Genomic DNA, 23,233 nt, shown 5'->3' with positions numbered 1-23,233 from the left:
TCTTAGAAACTATGCGATTTTAAAATTTGACTACTATATACAATGTGCATTGCTATATATATACAATACTTATACAGACATTATACAAATTTCGAAAAGAAATTCTTGACGGTAAGATAAGGACTCATCTCCACACTAAGTTTCTTCATTGCCCTCAATATCTGTGTCTGCACTGTTTTATGTGAAATATTCAGGATCTCAGCAACCTCTTTGTACTTCATTCCATCTTCTTTTACAAGCTGGAAGATAATTTTACATTGTTGCGGAAGGGTATCAATAGCCTGATCGAGTTTAAAGAACAACTCCTTTCTTTCAATCTCTGCTTCAGGATTGCTGTAGGCTACAATTTCACTATGGCTATCTTCAATCTGAACCAGCTGCACGGCAGCGTTTTTTCTGAGATGATTGAGTGACCGGTTTTTCACCGAGATAAAAATGTAGGTTTCGAGATTTTCTACCCCGAGCATCTTCATGCGTTGGTTCCAGAAATTTACAAATACGTCAGCTACGATTTCTTCTGCTATTTCTTTTTTATTAACATACAGCTCACAGAATTTTATCAGCCGGGTATTGTAGATAAGAAAGAACTGTTCAAATGACTTGTGATCATTATCACAAGCTATTTTCATCCATAGTTTCTTTACATCAAGTCCTTTTTCTATCAAAATAGGTATGTTAAATCGTTTTATCAACTTTGTAAACTGAATTTATGATTTTTATACTATAAAATCAACCTTCTCCGGAGTTTACGTAAAATGTGTCGGTGAATTGACCGTAATATTGCAGAGTAAGCATGCAATATGGCCTTCTAACAATTCAAAGACATAACTTTCTCAATATTTCAAACAGAATTAAGCAATAATAACCAGTTAAAACGCAAAATAAATATGCATGACTGTCAGTAAACTATATTAAATGAATTGGGCCTGCGAGTGCAAACCAGCAGGCCCAATTCATTTATTACTTATTAATGGTTAAAACGTTCGATCATTTAAGATAGTACTTTTACCTCGTCTTCTTTTGCTGCAAGGTAACGCTCGGCATCCAGTGCTGCCATACATCCTGAACCTGCAGCAGTAATAGCCTGGCGGTAATAGTGATCCTGCACATCACCACAGGCAAAAACACCTTCAATATTGGTTTTTGTAGTCCCCGGAATAGTTTTTAAATAACCGGTATCATCCATTTCCAGCCATCCTTTAAACATATCTGTATTCGGTTTATGACCAATGGCTACAAAGAAACCTTCAACTTCAAGATCCGACTCGAGGCCAGTCTGGTTATTGTGAATTCTCAGGCCAGTTACGTTTTTACCATTACCCAGTACTTCTTTGGCTTCAGAATTATAGATCACTTCTATATTTGGTGTATTCAGTACGCGGTTCACCATTGCTTTGGAAGCTCTGAATTCGTCGCGGCGAACAAGCATATATACTTTTTTACATAATTTGGCAAGGTATGTTGCCTCTTCAGCAGCAGTATCTCCGGCACCAACGATCGCTACATCCTGTCCCCTGAAAAAGAAACCATCACAAACAGCACATGCCGAAACGCCGAAACCGTTGTAGTGGGATTCACTCGGTAAACCCAGCCATTTAGCTGTAGCACCTGTAGAGATAATCACAGTATCAGCAGTAATCGTTTTGATCTCATCCACAACCACTTTGTGTGGCATTGAAGAGAAATCTACTGAACTTACATAACCAAAACGGATATCAGTTCCGAACCGCTCTGCCTGTTTGCGGAAATCCTCCATCATTTCAGGTCCCATTACTCCGTTGGGATATCCCGGAAAATTATCGACATCAGTTGTCTGTGTCAGTTGTCCCCCAGCTTCCATACCGGTATATAATACTGGTTTGAGATCTGCTCTTGCAGCATAAATTGCCGCAGTGTATCCCGCAGGGCCCGAACCAATAATAAGGCATTGAACGTGTTCTATTTCTTGAGTAGTGTCCATAATTTATTTTCTATGATAACTCCGGCGATGTTTGCATTTGAAAGATGCGTAAAATTTACCGGCGTTAATTGATATACAAAATTAAGCTTTAATATGAGATGCGCAAAACGTTAACCCCCTTAATTGACATTTTTGCGCTCTGCCTGTTTGTCCCGCAGCTTCTTACCTGTCAGCGAAGAGATCAGTTTATCGTCAGCATACTCATCTTCCTGCTTCCCGCCCCTTAAGATCCATGGGCCGTTCTTTTTATCACTGACATATACACCGGAGATCTGCACCTTTCCATTGTTGTCGTACGATTGGTATAATCCGTTTAATTTTCCCTGGCTATAGTTGGCCATCTGTTTAACTTTTCCATCTGCATAAAAACTGAGCCATTTTCCAAAACGCAGTCCATTTATATATCTACCGGTCAGTACCACATATCTGGCTTTACCATTGATCTCATAACCTAAGTTGGTATAGTTATTATCCGGTGTGATCCAGTCATAATATACAAACTGACCGTGAGGCACCTGTAAACTATCGTCTTTAAAGGTACCGGAAGTGAGTAATACGCCATCAAAATCAAACTTTTTGAAGGTATAAACGGTATCTCCTTCCACTTTGCCAAATACAGCGTAATTAATCGCCAGCGCAGAGTCTGCCACAATACGGTCACGCGCATCCAGTAAAATCGTTTTAACCTGACTGTATGCATTATTTATACCGCCTGCAAGCAGCAGTAAACAAAAGATTAATCTCCTCATATCTACATCAAATTTAGCTACTAGGTCTGGATAATTCCGACATTGAATTGTCTTTTTATTGGCGACTGATTAGCTGCTTCTATTCCCATAGAAATCACCTTTCGTGTTTCCAGCGGATCAATAATTCCATCTACCCATAACCTGGACGCCGCATAATATGGACTGGTCTGGCTATCGTATCTCTCAGTGATCTGTTTTAACAATTCTGCCTCCTTTGCGGGAGTGATTTCTTCAGCCCTGTCTTTCAGTGCAGCTGCCTGAATCTGAAGCAATGTTTTTGCTGCCTGAGCGCCGCCCATGACGGCTATTTTAGCCGTTGGCCAGGCATAAATCAATCTTGGGTCATAGGCTTTACCACACATGGCGTAATTGCCGGCACCATAGGAATTCCCGATCACAATAGTGAATTTCGGAACCACTGAGTTTGCAACAGCATTTACCATCTTCGCGCCATCTTTGATGATACCACCATGTTCAGATCTGCTGCCAACCATAAAACCTGTCACATCCTGCAGAAACACCAGCGGGATTTTTTTCTGGTTACAGTTCATAATGAACCGGGCTGCTTTATCTGCACTGTCGGAATAGATGACTCCGCCAAACTGCATTTCTCCCTTTTTAGACTTTACAACCTTCCGCTGGTTGGCAACAATACCAACTGCCCAGCCGTCAATTCTTCCCAGGCCACAAATGATGCTTTGCCCGTATTCCTTTTTATATTCTTCAAATTCAGATCCATCTGTCAGCCGGTAAATAATTTCATGCATGTCGTATTGCTTTTCCCGGCTTTCCGGAAGCAGACCATAAATCTCCTGCGGGTCCAGTTTGGGTGCCGCAGATTTGATCCTGCTGAAACCGGCATTTTCGGGCTGCCCCAGCATACTCATGATATTCCGTATGCTATCCAGGCATGCCCGGTCATTTGGATGTTTATAGTCCGTAACGCCTGATATTTCACTATGTGTTGCTGCACCGCCAAGGGTCTCATTATCGACTTCCTCCCCGATTGCCGATTTCACGAGGTAAGATCCTGCAAGAAATACGGAACCGGTGCCTTCAACAATCATTGCTTCATCACTCATAATAGGCAGATATGCGCCACCGGCAACACATGAACCCATGATCGCAGAAATCTGTACAATACCATCAGCAGACATGATTGCATTGTTTCTGAACATCCTGCCGAAATGTTCCTTATCCGGAAAAATTTCATCCTGCATCGGCAGATATACGCCTGCGCTGTCAACCAGGTAGATCACCGGCAACCGGTTTTCCATTGCAATTTCCTGCGCGCGAAGGTTTTTCTTGGCCGTCATCGGGAACCAGGCGCCGGCTTTAACAGTTGCATCGTTGGCAACGATCATACACTGCCGGCCTGAAACATAACCAATACCACAGACCACTCCCGCTGCAGGGCAGCCCCCTTGTTCTGCATACATTCCTTCAGCAGCAAAGGCTCCGACTTCCATCAATTCTGTACCTTCGTCTATCAGGTAAGCAACCCTCTCCCTCGCCAGCATTTTACCTTTTTCTTTTTGCTTAGCTGCACTCTTCTCCCCACCACCTTTATATATAGTTTTCAGCCGGGTTTTAACCTCGTATACCAGCTGTTTATTGACGTCTTCGTTTTTATTGAATTCGATATCCATAAAGGCAAGATAAAAGTAATCTCTCAAATTAGAGCGAATGAAATATAAATTTCGCTGGACTAAAAGGGCTTATTGTACGTTGTACACGCATTGTTTAAGCTTTGTTTTCAATGTTTCAGCCGTACTTTGTTCGTACCCTGGTCGTGTTGGAACTAGTGTTCAACTATATCCAGTCTATACTCGGACTATACCATGTCTACCCCAGATGAACCCCAACCAGACCGCAACTCAACCGCATGTCTACCCTTTAGGTCGACTAGCGGTTGAGTTGTAGTTGACATGGGGTAGACATGGTATAGTTGAAGTATAGTTTAAGTTTAGTCAGACTATAGTTTTAACAATGACCAAATACGAGCAGTATACGACCAATTCGTGGATAAAGCGGCTTTGAAGGGCGAATTTAAATCAGATCACGGTCTTTAAACCAAACAGGATCAGGTACCGCTGTAAAAGCTTTCATCTTTTCCAGCAAATCTAATGGCTGATCTGAGTTGATAACAAGCGCCCTGTTGTTTGGTTTGAGCATACGCTGCTCTACCATTACATCCATCTGGGCAAAAAGATGGTCATAGAAACCATTCACATTCAAGACACCTATAGCTTTATTGTGCAGGCCCAGCTGCAGCCAGGTCAGTACTTCGAAAAATTCTTCGAGTGTTCCGAAACCGCCGGGCAGGATGATAAAGCCATCTGCAAGATCAGCCATTTTCTGTTTGCGCTCATGCATATTCGCAGTAACGATCAGCTCGGTCACCTCCATATGGCCCACTTCCAGGTCGAGCAGGAACTGTGGGATCACGCCGGTTACCAGCCCGTTGTTTTTCAATACGGCATCAGCGATAATTCCCATTACGCCTACGCTGCCACCCCCATAAATTAAACGGATATTCTGATCAGCAAAGGCTGCTGCAAGTTCTTCTACTGCCTTCAGTAAAATTGGATCACCATTAAAGTTGGCCCCGCAATACACACATATTGATTTCATTCTGTAGAGAGATAATTTAGGTTAAAAATAAAAAATCATCTCAGTGCCCTGTGGCATGAGATGATTTCAGTAGCGTTATAATACGATAGATTAACGTGAATAGTTTGGTGCTTCTTTGGTGATGGAGATATCATGAGGATGGCTTTCCCTCATTCCGGCAGCGGTAATACGAACAAATTTAGCTTCCTGTAATTGTTCGATCGTTGCAGCTCCGCAGTAATGCATTCCTGCCCTCAGGCCGCCTACATACTGATAGATCACTTCTGCCAGCGTTCCTTTATAAGGAACACGGCCAACAATACCTTCAGGAACAAGTTTGGTAACCACATCTTCATCATCCTGGAAGTAACGGTCTTTAGAACCAACCTGCATTGCTTCTACAGAACCCATACCACGGTAAGATTTAAATTTACGGCCTTCATAGATGATTGTCTCACCCGGAGACTCTTCTACTCCTGCAAATAAGGAGCCCGCCATAATTGAGCTTGCTCCTGCTGCCAGTGCTTTAACAATATCCCCTGTTTGTTTGATACCACCATCGGCAATAACAGGGATTCCTGTTCCTTTTAATGCCTGGGCACATTCATAAACTGCATATAGCTGAGGTACTCCCACACCTGCTATAATTCTGGTGGTACAAATGGAACCTGGACCAATACCAACTTTTACAGCATCTGCACCAGCTTCTGCAAGTGCTCTTGCTGCATCAGCAGTAGCGATGTTCCCAGCGATCACCTGCAGCTCAGGAAAGCGGGCTTTGATGGCTCTTACCATATCAATTACGCCTTTTGAATGTCCGTGTGCGGTATCAACGGTTACTACATCCACTCCAGCCTGAACCAATGCAGCGACGCGGTCGATATTATCGGCAGCAACCCCAACGGCCGCACCAACTCTTAACCGGCCACGCTCATCTTTACAGGCTTTAGGATAGTTTTTATATTTCTGGATATCTTTGAAAGTGATCAGTCCTGCAAGGTGACCATCTTTACTGATTACGGGAAGTTTTTCAATTTTATAATCCTGAAGGATTTCCTCAGCCTGGATCAGCGTGGTGCCTTCAGGAGCGGTGATCAGGTTCTCACTGGTCATTACTTCAGATACCGGGCGCTGCATATCTTTTTGAAAACGCAGGTCGCGGTTAGTGATGATACCCACAAGTTTATTGTCTTTGTCGATAACAGGGATACCACCGATTTTGTATTTGGTCATGATCTGGAAAGCATCTGAAATCACTGCGTCTGCACGTAGTGTAACAGGATCCTGGATCATTCCGCTTTCAGAGCGTTTTACTTTGCTGACTTCATCAGCCTGGCGCTCAATGCTCATATTTTTGTGCAGTATACCGATACCACCAGCCTGGGCAATGGCAATAGCCAGTCCAGCCTCTGTTACGGTATCCATCGCAGCAGATACTATTGGTACATTTATACGGATTTTTCTGGTCAGGTAACTTCCCGTATCTACATCACGCGGAAGAACTTCAGAGTAGGAAGGAACTAATAATACGTCATCGTATGTCAGGCCTTCAGCAATAAATTTTTGGGGATCGAGTTGCATAGCAAATAATTAGGAGTTATTACTTGCCGGGCAAAGGTACACAAATTATTGCCAATCCGAAATAGTTTCAGTTAATGAAACGAATATGAGGCAGAACTGACAATAAAATATATGACCGCATGCCCTGGTTGTAATGCCAAAGCAGTACTGGCTAAGACAGTTAGCCAGTACAACCTTATTTTTTACCAACAATAACTTTGGTAAACTCTTCTGTATTCAAATATTTATTGGCCAGGGCTTTCAGTTCTTCGGCACCGATAGATTTGACTGTTTTGATATAATTATCATAGTATTCATATCCCAATCCTGAGAAATAGATATTCTTGAATTTATCCGCATGGGAGAAAGCATTTTCGAGACTGCCCAGCATAGAGCCCAACATATAGTTTCTTACAAGGTCAAGTTCCTCATCAGAAACAAGTTCAGACTTAAGGAGATCAATCTCTTTTTCAATTTCAATCAGTGCATTGCTGCACACATCTGCCCCTACTTCAGTGGCGATGAAGAAATATCCCGAATCCTTCATTGAAACAATAGCAGATCCAATACCATAGGTATAACCTTTATCCTCGCGGATATTGGCCATCAGTCTGGAACCAAAATACCCGCCAAGCAGGCAATTCATTACCTGGAAGGCCGGGAAATCAGCATGGGTCCTGTTCAGGCTCCTCAGGCCCATTCTTATTGCAGATTGTATGGCGTCAGGACGTTCAATAAACAGCTCACCCGTTAGGGATGGTCCAAAAGAGAAATGGTTGATCGCAGAGGCATCCTTATTGTTCCATTCTTTACCGAAAATAGCGTTCAAAATAGCATATTCGGGCTCTTCAAATTTCCCTGCCACAAAAATCGTACAGTTCTCAGGTTTATATGCTGCACTGAAATAAGTAGTCAGTTCCTCTCTCTGTATGGCCTGGTAATCTTCTACTTCGATATTTGAGCCATAGGCAGTATTGCCAAAAATTGCATTCGCGAAATTCTTTCTTGCAATAAAGTCGTTTTTCTGCAGGCTTACCTTTAAAGACTGCTGCTGGTTCTGTTTAAAGATATCCAGCTCCTGCTGAGGGAAAATACTTTCATTCAGCACAGACCACAATATAGGCAACACGGCCTCCAGGTGTTTATTCAGCGTATATACTTTGATGCTTGACTGGTCAGCTCCATAATCGGTTTGCAGGAAAGCACCATAATAATCCACTTTATCGGCAATCTCTCTTGCACTTAGTGTTTTTGTTCCATTATTGATCAGGTGGCTCACAGCAATAGCCTGCAGTGGATTTGATTCATTCCAGTTTACGTTTTCAAAAACCAGTTCTATGCGAACGAGCTCCTGTTTACCCGCATTGACAGTAAAAACCTTGATCCCATTGTCCAGCTCCTGTTTTTTAGGAGATATAAAATTGATTTCATTTACCTGTTTCGACTCAGGTATTAGTGTACGGTCAAGCATTGTCAGATGTTAAATAGTATAAAGTGGAACATTGCTCTCTCACGAAAGTCTTTTTTGCAGCATCGTGTATCTTTGGTGCATCAACAGCAAGATATTTATCGATCTCGGTATTTAAACCTGCTGCATCACCGAGTAACTCATAATAAGCAAGGTTCATGGCCTTATCCAGTAAGCTCATTTCTGCAAATACCATAATAGATTCCGATTTGTTCTTCACTTTGGTAAGTTCAGTTTCAGTAACCTCTTCATTCGATATTTTTGTCAGTTCTGCCCAAACCGCAGCTTCAGCATCGTCCATTGCCACACCTTCGCTCAGCTTACCTTCGATGATGAACAACCCTTCATCCATACTACTGGTGATATAGGCGTGGATATCACTGAATAACTGCTGTTCTTTCAGCAGGCTGTTGTATAACCTGGACGACTGGCCCTGGGAAAGTATATCGGCCATCAGATCATAGGCCTGATAGGTTGCATCTCTGCGCGCAGGCATCTTAAAAGCCATATAAAAAGCATTTAGTGGTACTTTAGCAACAACAGTTTCCTTGCGCTCAGTAGTTTGTACAGGCTCTTTGGGTAGGTTTCTCAGGTATTTATTGCCGGCAGGGATTGGGGCAAACCACTTTTCTGCCAGTAATTTTACTTCCTCAGTTTTCACATTTCCACCTACAACCAGGATCGCGTTCTGAGGATTGTAGTGTTTATAGAAAAATGCTTTCACATCCTCCATTGATGCATTTTCAATTTGTGCCAGGTCCTGCCCGATGGTTGCCCATTTGTAAGGGTGCTGCTGATAGGCCAGAGGTCTGAGCTTTAGCCATACATCTCCGTAAGGCTGGTTCAGGTAACGCTGTTTGAACTCCTCGCAAACTACATTACGCTGTGTTTCAAGGCTTTTTTCTGAAAAGGCCAGACTCAGCATCCTGTCGCTCTCCAGCCAGAAAGCTGTTTCAATATTTGTAGCCGGTAAAGTGATATAATAATTGGTGATGTCATTGCTGGTGAAGGCATTATTCTCCCCTCCTACCCTTTGCAGGGGCTCATCATAACTCGGTATGTTTACGGAGCCGCCAAACATCAGGTGCTCAAAAAGATGTGCAAATCCGGTTTTATCTTCTTCTTCATCCCTTGCCCCAACATCATATAGAATATTTAATACAGCCATGGGCGTTGTATCATCTTCATGTACCAGGACACGAAGGCCATTAGCTAGTGTAAAACGATTGAAGTCTACCATAAAAAATTTATAATTCTGCCAAATATAAGCATAATGATTTTGGCTAAATGTGCTAAATATTCCATAGCTGCCAAACACACTCTGACACTAAAATTTACTCCTTCCCAATCTTGAGGTTATAATGTGATAATCTTGTGAAATAAAAACAGCAGAAGTTACCTTATATTTGTACAATGAATACTGCTGATATGAATACTGCTGATTTATTAGAACGCGCGCTGCATTTCGACTTCCTGACAAAAGAAGAGGGCGTGTTCCTTTATGAACATGCCTCTACTGCTGAACTGTCTTTTGTGGCCAATGAATTAAGGAAAAAGCAGGTTCCAAGCGGTAAGGTGACCTGGCAGATCGACCGCAACGTGAATACAACCAATGTATGTATTGCCAATTGCAAGTTCTGCAACTTCTTCAGAAGACCGGGACATGAAGACAGTTACATCACGGATATTGAAACCTATAAGGTAAAGATTGAAGAAACGTTCCGTCTTGGGGGCGACCAGCTGCTGTTGCAGGGCGGCCACCACCCCGACCTGGGACTAAACTTCTATGCAGACTTATTCAGAAAGCTGAAAGAGCTTTACCCGGATCTTAAACTCCATGCACTCGGCCCACCTGAAATTGCCCACGTAGCAAAACTCGAAAAACTTTCACATACTGAGGTTTTGAGTGCATTAAAAGCTGCAGGTATGGATTCTCTCCCAGGCGCAGGCGCAGAAATCCTCAATGACAGGGTAAGGAGGCTGATCTCCAAGGGAAAATGTGGCGGACAGGAATGGCTGGATGTGATGCGCGCGGCACACCAGTTAGATATTACTACTTCGGCAACAATGATGTTCGGTCATGTAGAAACTATTGAGGAGCGTTTTGAACACCTGGTATGGATCAGGGAAGTTCAGAGCGAGAAACCAGCCCATGCCAAAGGATTTTTAGCATTTATACCATGGCCTTTCCAGGATGATGGCACTTTACTGAAACGCCTGAGGGGCATAACCAATGATGTTTCGGGTGATGAATATATCAGGATGCTGGCGCTCAGCAGGATTATGCTGCCAAATGTTAAAAATATACAGGCCTCATGGCTTACAGTAGGAAAAAATGTCGCTCAGCTGTGTTTACATGCAGGGGCAAATGACTTCGGGTCGATCATGATCGAGGAAAACGTAGTTTCTGCCGCAGGTGCACCGCACCGTTTTACGGCCAAAGGGATACAGGATGCGATCAGGGAAGCCGGATTTGAGCCTCAGCTCAGGGGCCAGCAATACAATTACCGGGATCTTCCTGAACAACTTGAAGAGCAGGTAATTACTTACTAAAGTATAAAATCAGGTCTTAAGGGTATAAAAAAAGAGGGCAATTGCCCTCTTTTTCATTTTAAACCTAAACAAACTATTATGATTTTATAAATAACGAGGCAATAGCAAGCACATCGGCTTTAACTAAAAACTCGTCAAATGATTCTGTAGCTGCAGCGGTAGAAACGCCTAAACTTGGGATATTAACACCCGCCTGCACCACATTATCTTCACCTTTATATACAGCATCAACTTGTGGAACACCGCTGTCATTAGCACCGGTAATCCATGGTTTTAAAGCAGTTACACCACCACCAGCAGGCGCTTTACGCATCTGACGGATATGCGAAGCATGACGAGCTTCAACAGAGTGGATCTGCAATGCGGTTTGTAATACACTCGGACTACCCATTAAGGCAGGTGCCTGACCTTTATATGCTCTAACACCTGTATCTTCAAATGCCTGTGCAACTGCAAGGAATGTCGGATAGTTGCTGAATACCGTTGGGAAAGTATTTTTTGCGGTGTAATCAAAATTGGCAGCTGTAAAGCTTACCGGAGTACCACCTGAAGAAGTGATCGCAGTTTTCAACAGATTGACGTGTGCCAGTTCATGGTCACGGATCGTATTGATTGCTGCTACTGCCGGTGTACCTGCAGGAATTAATCCCACTGTTGCACTACCCTGCTGATAGAAATAATATTCAAGATATTCTAAAGTCAGTGCAAAGTTAAGCACGTCAATAACAGTAGATGTAGTCTGTCCGTATGCTTTTTTAAACATAGAACCAAGGGCAAGAGGCACAGCGGCAACAGCCATTTTAGAACCGAAGTTGTAAAAAGATTTCATTGCAGCCCTGCGTGGATTTAAGCGCTCATAGATCTCGCCATCCACTTTTTCAATTTCGTCTAATATATTGATGATATTCATGATTTCTTAATTAAGATGGTAAGTTAGATGCGTTAATTTTAGTGTTGATAAATGCGGATGCAATACTAAGTACCTCTGATGGTGTTCTTGCTTTATCCAGGCCGTTTGCGTCAACTACTTCAGAATTGGCAAAAGTTCCATTCTCAATCAAATCACGGATCAGTGCAGCATGTCTTGCTTCAACTGAAACGATTTTGCCTGCAAGCACTAGATAGTCTGCGCTCTTGATCAGTTTACCAGCACCATTGTATGCAGATACGCCCAGATCTTCAAATGCTTTAGCCGTTGCCAGCACACTTGCCCTCTGTGTAAAATTAATCGCAGTAAAATTCACTTCAAGTCCGATAATCGCGCTGGTGCCCAGGGCTTTTTTAAAGAATTCCCTGTGTGCAAGTTCATGATCCCTGATATCAGTTAACAGTGAAAGTTCAGCAGGTGTTATACCTGAATAAGGAGCTTTAACTACGGCATCGTAAAATGCAGCTTCGAGTTGCTCCAGGGCATATGCATAATTGAGAATACCCACGTCACCAGATCCAAGGTTTACACCGTCGACCCTGAGACCTTCACTGCCGTCATCTTTTTTACATCCGGCAGCAAGTAAGGCTATACCTGCAGCTCCTGCTCCGGCATATTGAAGAAAAGATCTGCGTTGCAGCGGAGCAGTGAGAATGCCGCTTTCTTTGTGCAGCAATTCCTGATCTTCTTGTTGAAAGTTTTTCATAAGTAGGAAATTTTAAGTTGTTATTGGTTCGTTGTAGTAAAGAATAATTCGTGTCTTTAGCGTGACATACGCCGGAAAAATTGATCCGGTTTTCGGGAATTGAATAAAAAATTCTCCAATAGGCTATTTTTTTAATAAATTCACTTTCATTAAACCTCTGCCTGTGCTGAATGTGATTATAGTTGATGATGAAGAATTCGCCCGGTCTTCGCTTTATTTTCTTTTACAGGAAAACTGCGAAAATGTAAATATTTGCGGCATCGCAAAGTCAGTAGACGAAGCCACAGAACTGCTCAAAAACTTCGATGTGGACCTGATCTTCTTAGACATTGCCATGCCGGGTAAAAACGGCTTTGAACTGATTCCTGAAGCGAAAAACAACAATGCGCAGGTAGTTTTTACGACTGCGTTTGACCAGTATGCACTGAAGGCCATCAAGGCAAATGCACTGGACTATTTGCTGAAGCCGATAGACATTGATGAGCTCCGGGAAACTGTTGATAAAGCTTCAAAAATGATCCGGTACAGCGGGCAGGAAACAGACAAAAAAGAACGTCTGAAAAATTTATCTTCCGCACTGAACGACGGAACAGAAATTCGTAAACTGAGTCTTCCAAACGGACAGGGTTACACGCTGATCGAACTGAATGAGATCATCAGAATTGAAGCCGACAGCAACTATTCCGTATTTCACCTTGACAAAAGGGATAAAATAACCGTATCCCGTGTACTGAAGGATTACGAAGAACTCCTGCCCGATGACCAGTTTGTAAGAATCCATAAATCCAGTATAGTTAACCTGAACTACCTGAAAGAGTACAATTCCAGAAACGGACTGGAAGTAGTCTTAAAAAATGGAGAGAAAATTGCCGTTTCGCGCAGAAGGGCAAGCATATTCGCAGAGAAAGTTAAATCCTATACCAGCTTCACAAGTGACAAATAGTATCCGGTATTTCCGCCTGTTTTTACTGAACTGCTTTCTTCTGTTGTGCAGTTACAGCTATGGACAAACCACCTTTGTAAAACATTTCAATACAAAAGATGGCTTGCCCAGCAATACCTGTTACTTTACGCTGCAGGATAAAAAAGGTTATATCTGGGTTGCAACAGATGCCGGGGTATGCCGCTTTGACGGCAAAGTTTTTGAGACTTTCTCTATCGACGATGGCTTACCTGATAACCAAATCATTAAACTCTACGAAGATCACAGTGGAAGAATCTGGTTTTCCGCCTTAAACGGTCAGCTCAGCTATTTTTACAAGGGAAAGATCATCAATGAAAAGAACGACCGGATGCTGAAATTGCTGAATTTCAAAAGCATCGTCATCTCGTTCTTCGAAGACAGCCAGGGCAACATGTGGTTTGGGACCAACATGAACCTGCTGGTAAAATGGGATGGAAAATCGACCATAAAATACGTCTCGGGCAATAGTTCCAGCCAGTTTATCGCCAGCGTGATGTACGAAGACAAAGCGGAACGTCTCTGGGCAGTCAGCGCAAAAGCCCTGCACCTTTACAATGGCAAAACCTTTGTAAGCGTAAAAAAAACAACAGGCATCTTATCCTTTAAAACAGCCCTGAACCGGCCCGAAAAAACGATGTTACTGCTGGACAGCAATGGCTTAAATTTAAGGGATGCTGAGCATCAGAAATTAATATTTCCAATTGATACCAGCCTGCTCAGAAACAATCCGGGTTACTTCTACGCAGAAAATCAGCAGGAACTCTGGCTGGCTAACAACTCCGGCGTGAGTTACATTGACAGGCATGGCCACCGCATCCAATATCTCTCCAATGTGCAGACTACCCAGGTGATCAGGGATAGCAGGGGAAACATGTGGTTCACAACCAACAACGGCATTTATATGCTACCTGAAAAGTCGAAAAGGATCTACGTGGTAGACCAGACGCATGGTTTAAGTAACAATGGGATCAAAAGCCTGATGAAGGACAGTTACAACAGGCTATGGATGGGTATGGACAATGGAACCATCAATATCCTCAGCAGACCGGGTTATACGGTAAGCTGTGTGAACCTGCCTGACAATAAATTCAGCGCCATTAAACAAATGGCCATGGATTCGAGCGGAAAAAAAGTACTGTTCTCTTCAGATTATGCATTGGGGATGCTGGATATTTCAGATAAATTACCCGGAAGGCCGCGCTATCTGCGCGAACAGAACAACACTGGTTTTGTACTGAAGAATTTCAGCATCAGTAAAGACAATCAGCTGGCACTTGCCCTGTCTTCAGGAATAGTGATACTTAATCAGCCCATACAGGATTTCAGTTTCTCCTCATCAGCGTACAAAGAGGGAGAAAACTATTTCAGTGGCAGGGCTTACCGGGTATACTATGATCAGTCAAAGCATCTCTGGTATTCCAATACCAGTGGGTTCTCCGAATTTTCGAAGGACAAAACCATACATTTCCACCAGAAGGGCGGTTTGCTGAGTGCGCGGATCAATGATATGGCTACACTGGGGGATGGCACAACTGTACTTGCTACTGATGGTTACGGCATAATTTTCTTTCAGAAAGGCAAAGTCATCAGACACATCACTACAGACAGCGGCCTGGCCAGCAATATCTGCAAAAAGTTATTTATCCAGGACGGTTATGTATGGGTAGTAACCAATATTGCAGTAAACCGGATTTTACTAAAAGATAACTATCCGGTTGAATCTTTTGATTTTACCAACAGCATGCTTGAAAATGATGTGAATGAGGTATATGCCGACAAAGACACCGCATTTTTCGCAACCAATCATGGCCTGGTTTACTTTGCCAACAGCCCCTTTGACAGAACGCAGGAGGTTCCCAAAGTGCTGATCTCTTCAGTGCTAAACAATAAAAAGCTGGTTGACCTCAATTCTCCCATGGTCTTTGCACCGGCAGACAATAATATCACCTTCTTCTACAGCGCTATTGATTTCCAGAACAATAATATTTCCTACCGCTACAGGCTAAATCCGAACAGCTCCTGGACTGAAACTAAGAGCAGGCGACTTGAATTTTCTTCCCTGGAGCCTGATAATTATACATTTGAGCTTTGTGCAAGGACCAGCAACAGCCAGTGGAGCAAACCGGTAAGCGTAAGTTTTGTACTGAAAGAACATTTCTGGCAATCCCTGTGGTTCATGGCTCTGCTCCTGTTGCTCGCCAGTTTCAGCTTTTATAAAATTGCGGTCATCGTGACCAAACAGCAGAAAGATAAAGACCAGCAGCGCCTGTTATTAAAAAACAAAATACTGATGCTGGAGCAGCAGGCTTTACAGGCGATGATGAACCCGCATTTTGTATTCAATGTGATGAACTCCATTCAGCATTACATCAATACTAAAAACACTTCTTCCGCCAATAAAATACTCACGGGCTTCGCAAGGCTGATCCGGAAAAACCTGGATATCTGTACAAAGAGTTTTATATCCCTCGAAGAAGAAATTGAATACCTGACACTGTACCTGAGCCTGGAGAAAATGAGGTTTGGTGAAAAATTCAATTACACCATCAGCATTGGCCGGGACATCGATCAGGACGAAACGATGATCCCCTCCATGATCCTGCAGCCTTATATCGAAAACGCCATCTGGCACGGACTGATGCCGAAAGAAGAAGGAGGTAATCTCGCTATTGTCATCAATCAGCAGCCTTCAGGTTCACTGCTGATCCAGATTACAGATGATGGTATAGGCATAGACAATTCGTTACGTATTAAGAATGAAAAACATAACAGCAAAGGGATGAGCCTGACCCAGGAACGGGTGAACCTGATTAACCAGATTGAGGCAGATCCGATACAGATTTCCATCAGTCAGAACGGTAATTCAGGCACAACTATCTCTATTTTAGTACCAAAAAGGTAGCCATTTACCGTTTACTCAATGATCCCTACCACTTACTAACTATAATTCATTTCAAATTAAATTTGCATTAAACTTGTTATAGATATTAAAGCAAACAAAGTTTGCAAAAGCGTTCTTATAGAATTGGCAAAAGATATTTTTTCACCTAACCTAAAACTTATCTCAATTCAGGTTTCATTTGTGTGTTAAAAGTGGTAAAGCGCAAACTTTACCACTTTTTTTTTGCTTTCATTTTTTTTTCAGAGGTTCCATCTGACCTGCAATAAGTTAAATATCCGGGGCACAATTTTAAAAATAGTTCTTTTTTTAAAATGCTTTTTGTGTTATTTTTGGTTGAGCAAAAAAAACAATAAAGACAGCCGCAGTGCTATACAAAAAGTTTTTTTGTATTTTTAACTTATCAATAATTCTGGCAATTTTATTTTAGACAAATGACAAATCCAAAAAAATCCGTTAAGAAAGGTTCATTAGATGATCAGGCACAGGACAAGGAAATGACTGATGAAAATTCTTTTGACTCCGTTGAGAAGAACAAAACATATGATGATGACGAGGACGATGATTTTGATCTGCCACTGGATGATCTGGATACCTTCGACGACTTTGATGACGATGACGAAAGCTACTAAGTAATCTGACCAACACATATAGAGCATCTTAAATCAAGATGCTTTTTTATTTAAAATCTCCCCCTTCAATGCAAATTATTCCCGTTTCTGGTTCACAAACAAAGAAAGAGTTCTTAAAAGTCCCGCATTTAGTTTATAAAAATGATAAAAACTGGATTTGTCCGCTGGACCAGGATGTGGAAAAAACTTTTGACCCTGCCAAAAATCCATTCTTTAAACACGGGGAATGTACCAGATGGATCCTTAAAAATGATAAGGGCGAAACAATTGGCAGAGTGGCAGCTTTCATCAACCAGAAGAAAGCTTACAATTACGAGCAGCCTACCGGCGGAATGGGTTTTTTTGAATGCATTGAAGATCAGCAGGCCGCGTTTTTATTATTTGATACCGCAGCAGCATGGCTGAAAGAAAGAGGTATGAAGGCGATGGACGGGCCTGTCAATTTTGGGGAGAATGATACATTCTGGGGATTGCTCGTAGAAGGCTTTAGCCCTCCTTCATACGGGATGAATTACAACCCTGCCTATTACCAGGCATTTTTTGAAAACTATGGTTTTATAACCTCTTATCAGCAGATCACCAACCACCTCGCTGTGAGAAAGCCATTTCCTGAACGCTTTACCAAAATTGCCAACTGGGTAGCCAACAAACCAGGCTATACCTTTGAGCACTTCTCCAAGAAAAACCCGGACAAGTATGTAGAAGACCTGATGGAAATCTATAATGATGGCTGGAAAGATTTTGAGAATTTTGTGCCGATCAAAAAAGAGACCCTCCAGGAAAGTTTTAAACAGATGGAGACCATAATGGACGAAAAGTTAATTTGGTTCGCTTATTTGAACGGAGAACCGGCTTCATTCGTAGTTATTATACCTGATGCCAATCAGATGATAAAAGATTTTAACGGAAAGCTGGGCCTGATCGAAAAACTGAAATTTGTTTACCGCAGATGGAAGGGCGTAAACAGGATGAGGGCTATCGTCATGGGAACTAAAACTGCTTATCAGAAGCATGGCCTGGAATCGGCACTGTTCATCAAACTCAAGGAATATGTTTTGCCTATGGAGCAGTATGATGAACTTGAACTTTCATGGGTGGGTGACTTTAATGATAAAATGCTGTCCATTCATGAAGCAACAGGTGCCACTTTCGGAAAGCGGCACCTTACGCTGCGTAAACTGTTCTCTTAAAAGAGAGCTTATTTTTCTCTGATCTCTTCGTAAAGATCGATCACTTTTTTCTGAAGCTTGATGATTTCTTCTTCTCTCAAAGAAAGTTTCGCTTTCAGGTTGTTGATCTCTTCGAAATTTACTGACTGAGGGTTTTCCCCTTCTTTAGAGATGATGTCCATTGTAGAAACTTCAAAAAGATTAGCGATCTGCGCAAGGCGTGAAATGTTGATGTCTGTAATTCCTGTCTCAATTTTAGAAAACGCAGGAATAGAGATGTTGAGTCTTTTGGCTACTTCGCCCTGGCTCCAGCCATTTTTCTGGCGAAGTTGTCTGATGTTCTTACCGATAATGTTCATTTTTATAAATTTAGGTGTGTTTTGTTCTTTTAAATATTCAACTCACGTGCCAATTTGATCAAATCCATGCCACCAAAGTTCCCTGAACTCATCAGGAGCAGGTTGGTGTCCTTAAAATTTAAGCCTCTCAAATATTGCTCAAGAGTATTGGCATTATCAAAAAAAGTAAGCCGATCGTTCTTGAATGCTGTTCGAACATCTATTTCACTGAACGGTGTAATTTTTTTTTGTTGAAATGTTTTTTCATCAATATATACGATAGGATTATCTGCCTGGATCATCGTATCTGCATATTGTAGTAAAAAATTTTTATTTAAACTACTAAATGTGTGTAATTCTATACAAGCAACTAACTTTCTTTCCTCAAATTGTGACTTTACTGCCTCAACTGTCGCTTTGACCTTTGAGGGAGAGTGTGCAAAATCTTTAAATACACTTGTGTTTTTCCCGGCAAATAACAGCTCGAGCCTTTTTGCAGCGCCTTTAAAGGAAACAATTGCCTCATTGAAGGCCTCTTCATATATGCCCAATTCTTTACAAACCAGTTTCGCAGCACTTAAATTCATCAGATTATGGTCACCAAAAACTTTCAGTGGCAAATGCTGAGGAAGAAGGTATGTTACACCAGATTTAACGTCATGCGGCGGGATATCGTACCCTATTTTGGTAATTTCACTGTTACTCAATTCAACAATATTACGTAATTCTTTATCAGTCTCACAGTAGATTAATTTTCCACCGCTCTGTATGGTGTCAATAAATGCTTCAAATTGAAGCATATATTCCCCAAAAGTAGGAAAAACATTAACATGATCCCAGGCCACACCACTAATTACTGCAATATTTGCCTTGTAAAGATGAAATTTTGGTCGTCTGTCAATAGGCGAAGCGAGGTACTCATCCCCCTCAATAATGATCATAGGGGCTGAATCGGTCACTTTTACCATGGTGTCGAAGCCTTCAAGCTGGGCTCCTACCAGGTAATCGAAATCTTTTCCATGAAAGTTCAGCACGTGCAGGATCATCGAGGTGATAGTCGTTTTACCATGACTTCCGCCAATTACGACACGTAATTTATTTTTCGTCTGCTCATAAATATATTCCGGATAGGAGTAAATCTTTAACCCGAGCTCCTGCGCACGGAGCAATTCGGGATTATCGATAAAAGCATGCATACCCAGGATGACTGCATCCAGATCGCTGGTGATCATCTCAGGATGCCAGCCCATCTCAGGTGGCAAGAGCCCGAACCGGGCCAGTCTGCCAGCCGAGGGTTCAAAGATTGCATCATCAGATCCGCTTACCTCAAAACCTTTTTTATGCAGGGCAATAGCAAGATTATGCATTGCACTTCCGCCTATAGCGATAAAATGTATTCTCATTCTGATTTATTAAAATGTGCAGCTACCCAGTCGCCAATTTTCTTGTGATCACAATAGGTTATTTTTAAAGCTTTACAGGCATCAGTGATCATCTCCAGATCCGGCGACTCATAGAATCCGCTGAAATATATGTCTCCGCCATTTTTAAGCACACTGGCATAAACCGGTATCTGATCGAGCAGGATATTGCGGTTAATGTTGGCCAGGATGATATCAAATTCGCGCGCAGGAATAACTTCCTTGCCGCCCCAGAGGGCTGTTATTGTCTGTATATCATTTAATGCAGCGTTTTCCTTTGCACTTAAATAGCAAACTTCGTCGTTATCTATAGCTATCAGTTCCTTTGCGCCCATTTTTGCCGCGAGAATAGCAAGGATACCCGTTCCCGCGCCCATATCAAGGATTACTTTATCCGCAACATCAGCATCAAGGATATATTGCATCATCATGGTGGTGGTTTGATGATGCCCGGTACCAAATGCCATTTTCGGATCGATTACAATCTCATAGGCATACTGAGGCTGGGGAGCATGAAATGTTGCGCGCACATAACAGCGCTCATCGATGATAAGTGGCTCAAAATTTTTTTCCCACTCCTCGTTCCAGTTTTCTGCGGCTATTTCTGTAACTGTATACGCATATTCAAATTCGTCTTCAAATTGAATAAGCGCATCAGTCAGATTGTACTGGCTGTAACTGTCGTCATCGATAAATGCCGAAAAGCCATTGGGAGTATCTTCGAAAGTATTGAATCCAATTTCCGCCAGCTCATTGATCAGAAGATCTTTCTGATATTCCTGAATGCTGACGAAACTAAAGGTAACCTGTATGTATTGCATTAAGCATTGAAAGTTTTAACGATATCGGCAAAATCACGTGATTTCAGTGACGCACCACCAATCAGTCCGCCGTCAATATCAGTTTGAGCAAATAATTCTGCAGCATTTTTAGGGTTACAGCTACCGCCGTATAAAATCGATGTTTCTTCTGCAGCAGCAGCATCGTAATGCGCAGCCACTTCTGCACGTATAAAGGCATGTACTTCCTGAGCCTGTTCTGCAGTAGCAGTTAATCCTGTTCCGATAGCCCAAACCGGTTCATAAGCGATAACGGTTTTTGAGAAATCTTCAGCACTTAAAACAAAAAGTCCGTTTACAAGCTGGTTTTTCAGGATTTCAAAGAAATTACCGTTGTTTCTCTCATCCAGTGTTTCGCCGATACAGAAAATTGGGCTAAGTCCGTTAGCCAGGGCAATTTTGGTTTTTTCGGCAAGCAGCGCATCACTTTCAGCAAAGTACTGGCGGCGTTCAGAGTGTCCGACAATGACATATTCACAGCCAACAGATTTGATCATCTTTGCAGAAATCTCTCCCGTATAGGCACCACTTTCGTTTTGATGACAGTTTTGCGCACCGATTTTTACAGTTTCGCCACCAAGCTTTGCCAGACTGTTAAGGTGGATAAAGGGTGCACATATGATAGCAATCTGGTCGCCTTTTTTCTCATCTCTGACGATGTTGACGATTTCTGAAAACAGAGCAATACCCTCTGCATAATCTGTATTCATTTTCCAGTTTCCTGCTACTATTTTCTTTCTCATAATTAATCTATTCTTATTTCTATTATCTATATTATTCCAAACGTTATTTCAACATTATAGTATATTTCCAAAAACACTATTCGCTACACAAATAGATGCTAAAGTAAAAAACTATGTATTAAGATTGCCTATAAATTTCTGTTAATTCAAAAATCTTAGCCAAGATATCTTTTTCCATCTGATTAAGTTCAATATTTCTGCGTTCAAATACCTTTTCAGTGGTTTCGAACATTTTATTGAGTCTATAAACTTCAGTTTGCTTTGTACCGCCCCAGGAAAAATCGGGTACAAAATTAGGTGGATAACCCGCACCAAATACATTTGAACCTACCCCAACAACCGTCCCGGTATTAAACATGGTATTAATTCCACATTTGACATGGTCGGCCATAATCAGGCCCGCGAACTGCAAACCTGTATTGCGGTAGCCACCGAAGCCGTAATCCCAAAGCTTTACATCACCATAATTATTCTTCAGATTCGAGTTATTGCTGTCGGCCCCGATATTACACCAGGCCCCCATTACAGAATTGCCAAGATAGCCTTCATGCCCTTTGGCAGAGTAACCCCAGATCACTGCGTTTTTTATCTCTCCGCCTACTGTGCTGTAAGGGCCAATAGTTGTTTGTCCATAGATTTTAGCACCCATTTTCACCTGCGAGTGGTTACACAAGGCAAAAGACCCCCTGATATGAGATCCCTCCCAGACCTGCGCGTTTTCACCAATATACACAGGCCCGTTAAGGGTATTGAATGTGGCGCATTCTGCTTCCGCTCCTGCTTCAAGAAAAATCTGATCTCCCAATACGGTATTTGTACTGCTCAGCGGCTGGGAAGACCTTCCTTTGGTCAGTAATGTAAAATCAGCTTTAAGCTCGGTATCATTATTTCTGAAGATGTCTTCAGGATATATGATATGGGTGAAGTTGCCCGTATAGGTAACCGGGCGGAGGTCGGATGTTTGTTTAAGACTGGAGGCCTCAGCTGCATTCACTTTGTAGGCCAGCACCAATGTGTCTTTCAGCAGCACTTCGCCAGGTCTGAGAGTGGAAATCGCTGCAAAGAGTGCTTCATCAGGACATACCGCCCCATTTACAAATGTATCGGCATCAGCCAGGGCTGCATACTTAACAGAAAGATAGTCTGCAGTAAGAAAGCCCGGGACATGTTCTGCGTATTTAGCCCATTTCTCTGCTATTGTCAGTATCCCCAGCCGTAAATCAGCTACGGGCCTTGTAAAGGTAAGCGGGCGCAGCGTTGACCAGGAACTGTCGTCAAATAAATTAATCCTCATCCGTATTTATTTGTTTTTTCAGTAAACCTGACAAAAATAAAAAAAGTCCCGAAGCATCAGCATCGGGACTTTAAATAATTTCCTATATGGTTACACTTATTTCTTAGCGTAACGTGTTTTGAATTTATCAATACGACCAGCAGTATCTACCAGTTTCATTTTACCAGTGTAAAATGGGTGAGAGGTGTGGGAGATCTCTAATTTATATAGAGGGTACTCATTACCATCTTCCCAAGTAACAGTTTCTTTAGTATCTACACAAGATTTAGTTAAGAAAGAGTATTCGTTAGACATATCTTTAAATACTACGAATCTATAGTTTGATGGGTGAAGATCTTTTTTCATATGAATTTATACTTATTTGTCGCTTATTTTGAAGGTTGCAAATATCCTAATT

General features: G+C 42.1%; 21 protein-coding genes. 5 read left to right on the top strand and 16 right to left on the bottom strand.

What is annotated here, in order from left to right; all coding sequences use genetic code 11:
* Positions 1-80: 80 nt before the first annotated feature.
* The 8 genes from ABWY16_RS19150 to ABWY16_RS19115 form a co-directional block, all read right to left on the bottom strand.
* Entirely contained in the window at positions 81-665 is a 585-nt protein-coding gene (locus ABWY16_RS19150) for an RNA polymerase sigma-70 factor (RefSeq protein ID WP_353906272.1), read from the bottom strand.
* A gap of 326 nt (positions 666-991) precedes the next feature.
* Positions 992-1,960 (bottom strand): thioredoxin-disulfide reductase, encoded by a 969-nt coding sequence (trxB, locus tag ABWY16_RS19145; RefSeq protein WP_353906271.1) that lies wholly within the window; start codon positions 1,958-1,960, stop codon positions 992-994.
* A 119-nt stretch (positions 1,961-2,079) separates the two neighbouring features.
* On the bottom strand, positions 2,080-2,709 hold the full coding sequence (locus tag ABWY16_RS19140) for a toxin-antitoxin system YwqK family antitoxin (RefSeq protein ID WP_353906270.1): 630 nt from the start codon (positions 2,707-2,709) through the stop codon (positions 2,080-2,082).
* A gap of 20 nt (positions 2,710-2,729) precedes the next feature.
* The gene (locus tag ABWY16_RS19135) at positions 2,730-4,358 is read right to left on the bottom strand and encodes an acyl-CoA carboxylase subunit beta (protein WP_353906269.1); all 1,629 of its coding nucleotides are present in this window, start codon (positions 4,356-4,358) and stop codon (positions 2,730-2,732) included.
* Positions 4,359-4,758: 400 nt separating this feature from the next.
* A complete protein-coding gene (locus tag ABWY16_RS19130) occupies positions 4,759-5,343 on the bottom strand; it encodes an LOG family protein (protein ID WP_353906268.1) in 585 nt (194 codons plus the stop codon).
* A gap of 90 nt (positions 5,344-5,433) precedes the next feature.
* Positions 5,434-6,903, bottom strand: a complete 1,470-nt coding sequence (guaB, locus tag ABWY16_RS19125) for an IMP dehydrogenase (protein WP_353906267.1) — start codon at positions 6,901-6,903, stop codon at positions 5,434-5,436.
* Positions 6,904-7,078: 175 nt separating this feature from the next.
* Positions 7,079-8,353 (bottom strand): M16 family metallopeptidase, encoded by a 1,275-nt coding sequence (locus ABWY16_RS19120; RefSeq protein ID WP_353906266.1) that lies wholly within the window; start codon positions 8,351-8,353, stop codon positions 7,079-7,081.
* On the bottom strand, positions 8,346-9,590 hold the full coding sequence (locus tag ABWY16_RS19115) for a M16 family metallopeptidase (protein WP_353906265.1): 1,245 nt from the start codon (positions 9,588-9,590) through the stop codon (positions 8,346-8,348). The genes ABWY16_RS19120 and ABWY16_RS19115 overlap by 8 nt, the downstream gene beginning before the upstream one ends.
* A 188-nt stretch (positions 9,591-9,778) precedes the next feature.
* Here ABWY16_RS19115 and mqnC point away from each other — a divergent pair, with 188 nt between their 5' ends.
* Positions 9,779-10,903 (top strand): cyclic dehypoxanthinyl futalosine synthase, encoded by a 1,125-nt coding sequence (gene mqnC / locus ABWY16_RS19110; RefSeq protein WP_353906289.1) that lies wholly within the window; start codon positions 9,779-9,781, stop codon positions 10,901-10,903.
* 76 nt (positions 10,904-10,979) lie between these two features.
* Here mqnC and ABWY16_RS19105 read toward each other — a convergent pair whose 3' ends face one another.
* Together ABWY16_RS19105 and ABWY16_RS19100 are read right to left on the bottom strand one after the other, a co-directional pair.
* Positions 10,980-11,813, bottom strand: coding sequence for a ferritin-like domain-containing protein (locus ABWY16_RS19105; protein WP_353906264.1), 834 nt, complete (start codon positions 11,811-11,813; stop codon positions 10,980-10,982).
* A gap of 10 nt (positions 11,814-11,823) precedes the next feature.
* On the bottom strand, positions 11,824-12,537 hold the full coding sequence (locus ABWY16_RS19100) for a ferritin-like domain-containing protein (protein WP_353906263.1): 714 nt from the start codon (positions 12,535-12,537) through the stop codon (positions 11,824-11,826).
* A gap of 163 nt (positions 12,538-12,700) precedes the next feature.
* Between ABWY16_RS19100 and ABWY16_RS19095 the strand changes: the two genes are divergently transcribed.
* From ABWY16_RS19095 to ABWY16_RS19080, 4 genes are all read left to right on the top strand, one after another.
* Entirely contained in the window at positions 12,701-13,480 is a 780-nt protein-coding gene (locus tag ABWY16_RS19095; protein ID WP_353906262.1) for a LytR/AlgR family response regulator transcription factor, read from the top strand.
* A complete protein-coding gene (locus ABWY16_RS19090; RefSeq protein ID WP_353906261.1) occupies positions 13,470-16,403 on the top strand; it encodes a sensor histidine kinase in 2,934 nt (977 codons plus the stop codon). The genes ABWY16_RS19095 and ABWY16_RS19090 overlap by 11 nt, the downstream gene beginning before the upstream one ends.
* A gap of 431 nt (positions 16,404-16,834) precedes the next feature.
* Positions 16,835-17,032: a hypothetical protein gene (locus ABWY16_RS19085; protein WP_353906260.1), complete on the top strand. Its 198-nt coding sequence runs from the start codon at positions 16,835-16,837 to the stop codon at positions 17,030-17,032.
* A gap of 68 nt (positions 17,033-17,100) precedes the next feature.
* Positions 17,101-18,222 carry a GNAT family N-acetyltransferase gene (locus tag ABWY16_RS19080; protein WP_353906259.1) on the top strand — a complete coding sequence of 374 codons (1,122 nt, stop codon included), beginning with the start codon at positions 17,101-17,103 and terminating at the stop codon, positions 18,220-18,222.
* A gap of 8 nt (positions 18,223-18,230) precedes the next feature.
* Here ABWY16_RS19080 and ABWY16_RS19075 read toward each other — a convergent pair whose 3' ends face one another.
* From ABWY16_RS19075 to ABWY16_RS19050, 6 genes are all read right to left on the bottom strand, one after another.
* Complete coding sequence (locus ABWY16_RS19075) at positions 18,231-18,560, bottom strand: helix-turn-helix domain-containing protein (RefSeq protein ID WP_041884843.1); 330 nt, start codon at positions 18,558-18,560, stop codon at positions 18,231-18,233.
* A gap of 29 nt (positions 18,561-18,589) precedes the next feature.
* Positions 18,590-19,942 carry a UDP-N-acetylmuramate--L-alanine ligase gene (locus ABWY16_RS19070; protein ID WP_353906258.1) on the bottom strand — a complete coding sequence of 451 codons (1,353 nt, stop codon included), beginning with the start codon at positions 19,940-19,942 and terminating at the stop codon, positions 18,590-18,592.
* Positions 19,939-20,781, bottom strand: coding sequence for a 50S ribosomal protein L11 methyltransferase (gene prmA, locus ABWY16_RS19065; protein ID WP_353906257.1), 843 nt, complete (start codon positions 20,779-20,781; stop codon positions 19,939-19,941). The genes ABWY16_RS19070 and prmA overlap by 4 nt, the downstream gene beginning before the upstream one ends.
* Complete coding sequence (gene tpiA / locus ABWY16_RS19060; protein WP_353906256.1) at positions 20,781-21,542, bottom strand: triose-phosphate isomerase; 762 nt, start codon at positions 21,540-21,542, stop codon at positions 20,781-20,783. The genes prmA and tpiA overlap by 1 nt, the downstream gene beginning before the upstream one ends.
* A 118-nt stretch (positions 21,543-21,660) precedes the next feature.
* Complete coding sequence (locus ABWY16_RS19055) at positions 21,661-22,836, bottom strand: putative sugar nucleotidyl transferase (RefSeq protein WP_353906255.1); 1,176 nt, start codon at positions 22,834-22,836, stop codon at positions 21,661-21,663.
* A gap of 96 nt (positions 22,837-22,932) precedes the next feature.
* Positions 22,933-23,181 (bottom strand): type B 50S ribosomal protein L31, encoded by a 249-nt coding sequence (locus ABWY16_RS19050; protein WP_090554400.1) that lies wholly within the window; start codon positions 23,179-23,181, stop codon positions 22,933-22,935.
* Positions 23,182-23,233: the final 52 nt, after the last annotated feature.

Origin of the sequence: Pedobacter sp., from assembly GCF_040513095.1 — a bacterium.
Taxonomy (GTDB): Bacteria; Bacteroidota; Bacteroidia; order Sphingobacteriales; family Sphingobacteriaceae; genus Pedobacter.
This window is presented reverse-complemented; position numbering and strand designations above follow the sequence as displayed.

Excerpts from the sequence above, each read along its gene's own strand:
- trxB (WP_353906271.1), bottom strand. The coding sequence starts at position 1,960 with ATGGACACTACTCAAGAAATAGAACACGTTCAATGCCTTATTATTGGT.
- ABWY16_RS19140 (WP_353906270.1), bottom strand. The coding sequence starts at position 2,709 with ATGAGGAGATTAATCTTTTGTTTACTGCTGCTTGCAGGCGGTATAAAT.
- ABWY16_RS19135 (WP_353906269.1), bottom strand. The coding sequence starts at position 4,358 with ATGGATATCGAATTCAATAAAAACGAAGACGTCAATAAACAGCTGGTA.
- ABWY16_RS19130 (WP_353906268.1), bottom strand. The coding sequence starts at position 5,343 with ATGAAATCAATATGTGTGTATTGCGGGGCCAACTTTAATGGTGATCCA.
- guaB (WP_353906267.1), bottom strand. The coding sequence starts at position 6,903 with ATGCAACTCGATCCCCAAAAATTTATTGCTGAAGGCCTGACATACGAT.
- ABWY16_RS19120 (WP_353906266.1), bottom strand. The coding sequence starts at position 8,353 with ATGCTTGACCGTACACTAATACCTGAGTCGAAACAGGTAAATGAAATC.
- ABWY16_RS19115 (WP_353906265.1), bottom strand. The coding sequence starts at position 9,590 with ATGGTAGACTTCAATCGTTTTACACTAGCTAATGGCCTTCGTGTCCTG.
- mqnC (WP_353906289.1), top strand. The coding sequence starts at position 9,779 with ATGAATACTGCTGATTTATTAGAACGCGCGCTGCATTTCGACTTCCTG.
- ABWY16_RS19105 (WP_353906264.1), bottom strand. The coding sequence starts at position 11,813 with ATGAATATCATCAATATATTAGACGAAATTGAAAAAGTGGATGGCGAG.
- ABWY16_RS19100 (WP_353906263.1), bottom strand. The coding sequence starts at position 12,537 with ATGAAAAACTTTCAACAAGAAGATCAGGAATTGCTGCACAAAGAAAGC.
- ABWY16_RS19085 (WP_353906260.1), top strand. The coding sequence starts at position 16,835 with ATGACAAATCCAAAAAAATCCGTTAAGAAAGGTTCATTAGATGATCAG.
- ABWY16_RS19080 (WP_353906259.1), top strand. The coding sequence starts at position 17,101 with ATGCAAATTATTCCCGTTTCTGGTTCACAAACAAAGAAAGAGTTCTTA.
- ABWY16_RS19075 (WP_041884843.1), bottom strand. The coding sequence starts at position 18,560 with ATGAACATTATCGGTAAGAACATCAGACAACTTCGCCAGAAAAATGGC.
- ABWY16_RS19070 (WP_353906258.1), bottom strand. The coding sequence starts at position 19,942 with ATGAGAATACATTTTATCGCTATAGGCGGAAGTGCAATGCATAATCTT.
- prmA (WP_353906257.1), bottom strand. The coding sequence starts at position 20,781 with ATGCAATACATACAGGTTACCTTTAGTTTCGTCAGCATTCAGGAATAT.
- tpiA (WP_353906256.1), bottom strand. The coding sequence starts at position 21,542 with ATGAGAAAGAAAATAGTAGCAGGAAACTGGAAAATGAATACAGATTAT.
- ABWY16_RS19055 (WP_353906255.1), bottom strand. The coding sequence starts at position 22,836 with ATGAGGATTAATTTATTTGACGACAGTTCCTGGTCAACGCTGCGCCCG.
- ABWY16_RS19050 (WP_090554400.1), bottom strand. The coding sequence starts at position 23,181 with ATGAAAAAAGATCTTCACCCATCAAACTATAGATTCGTAGTATTTAAA.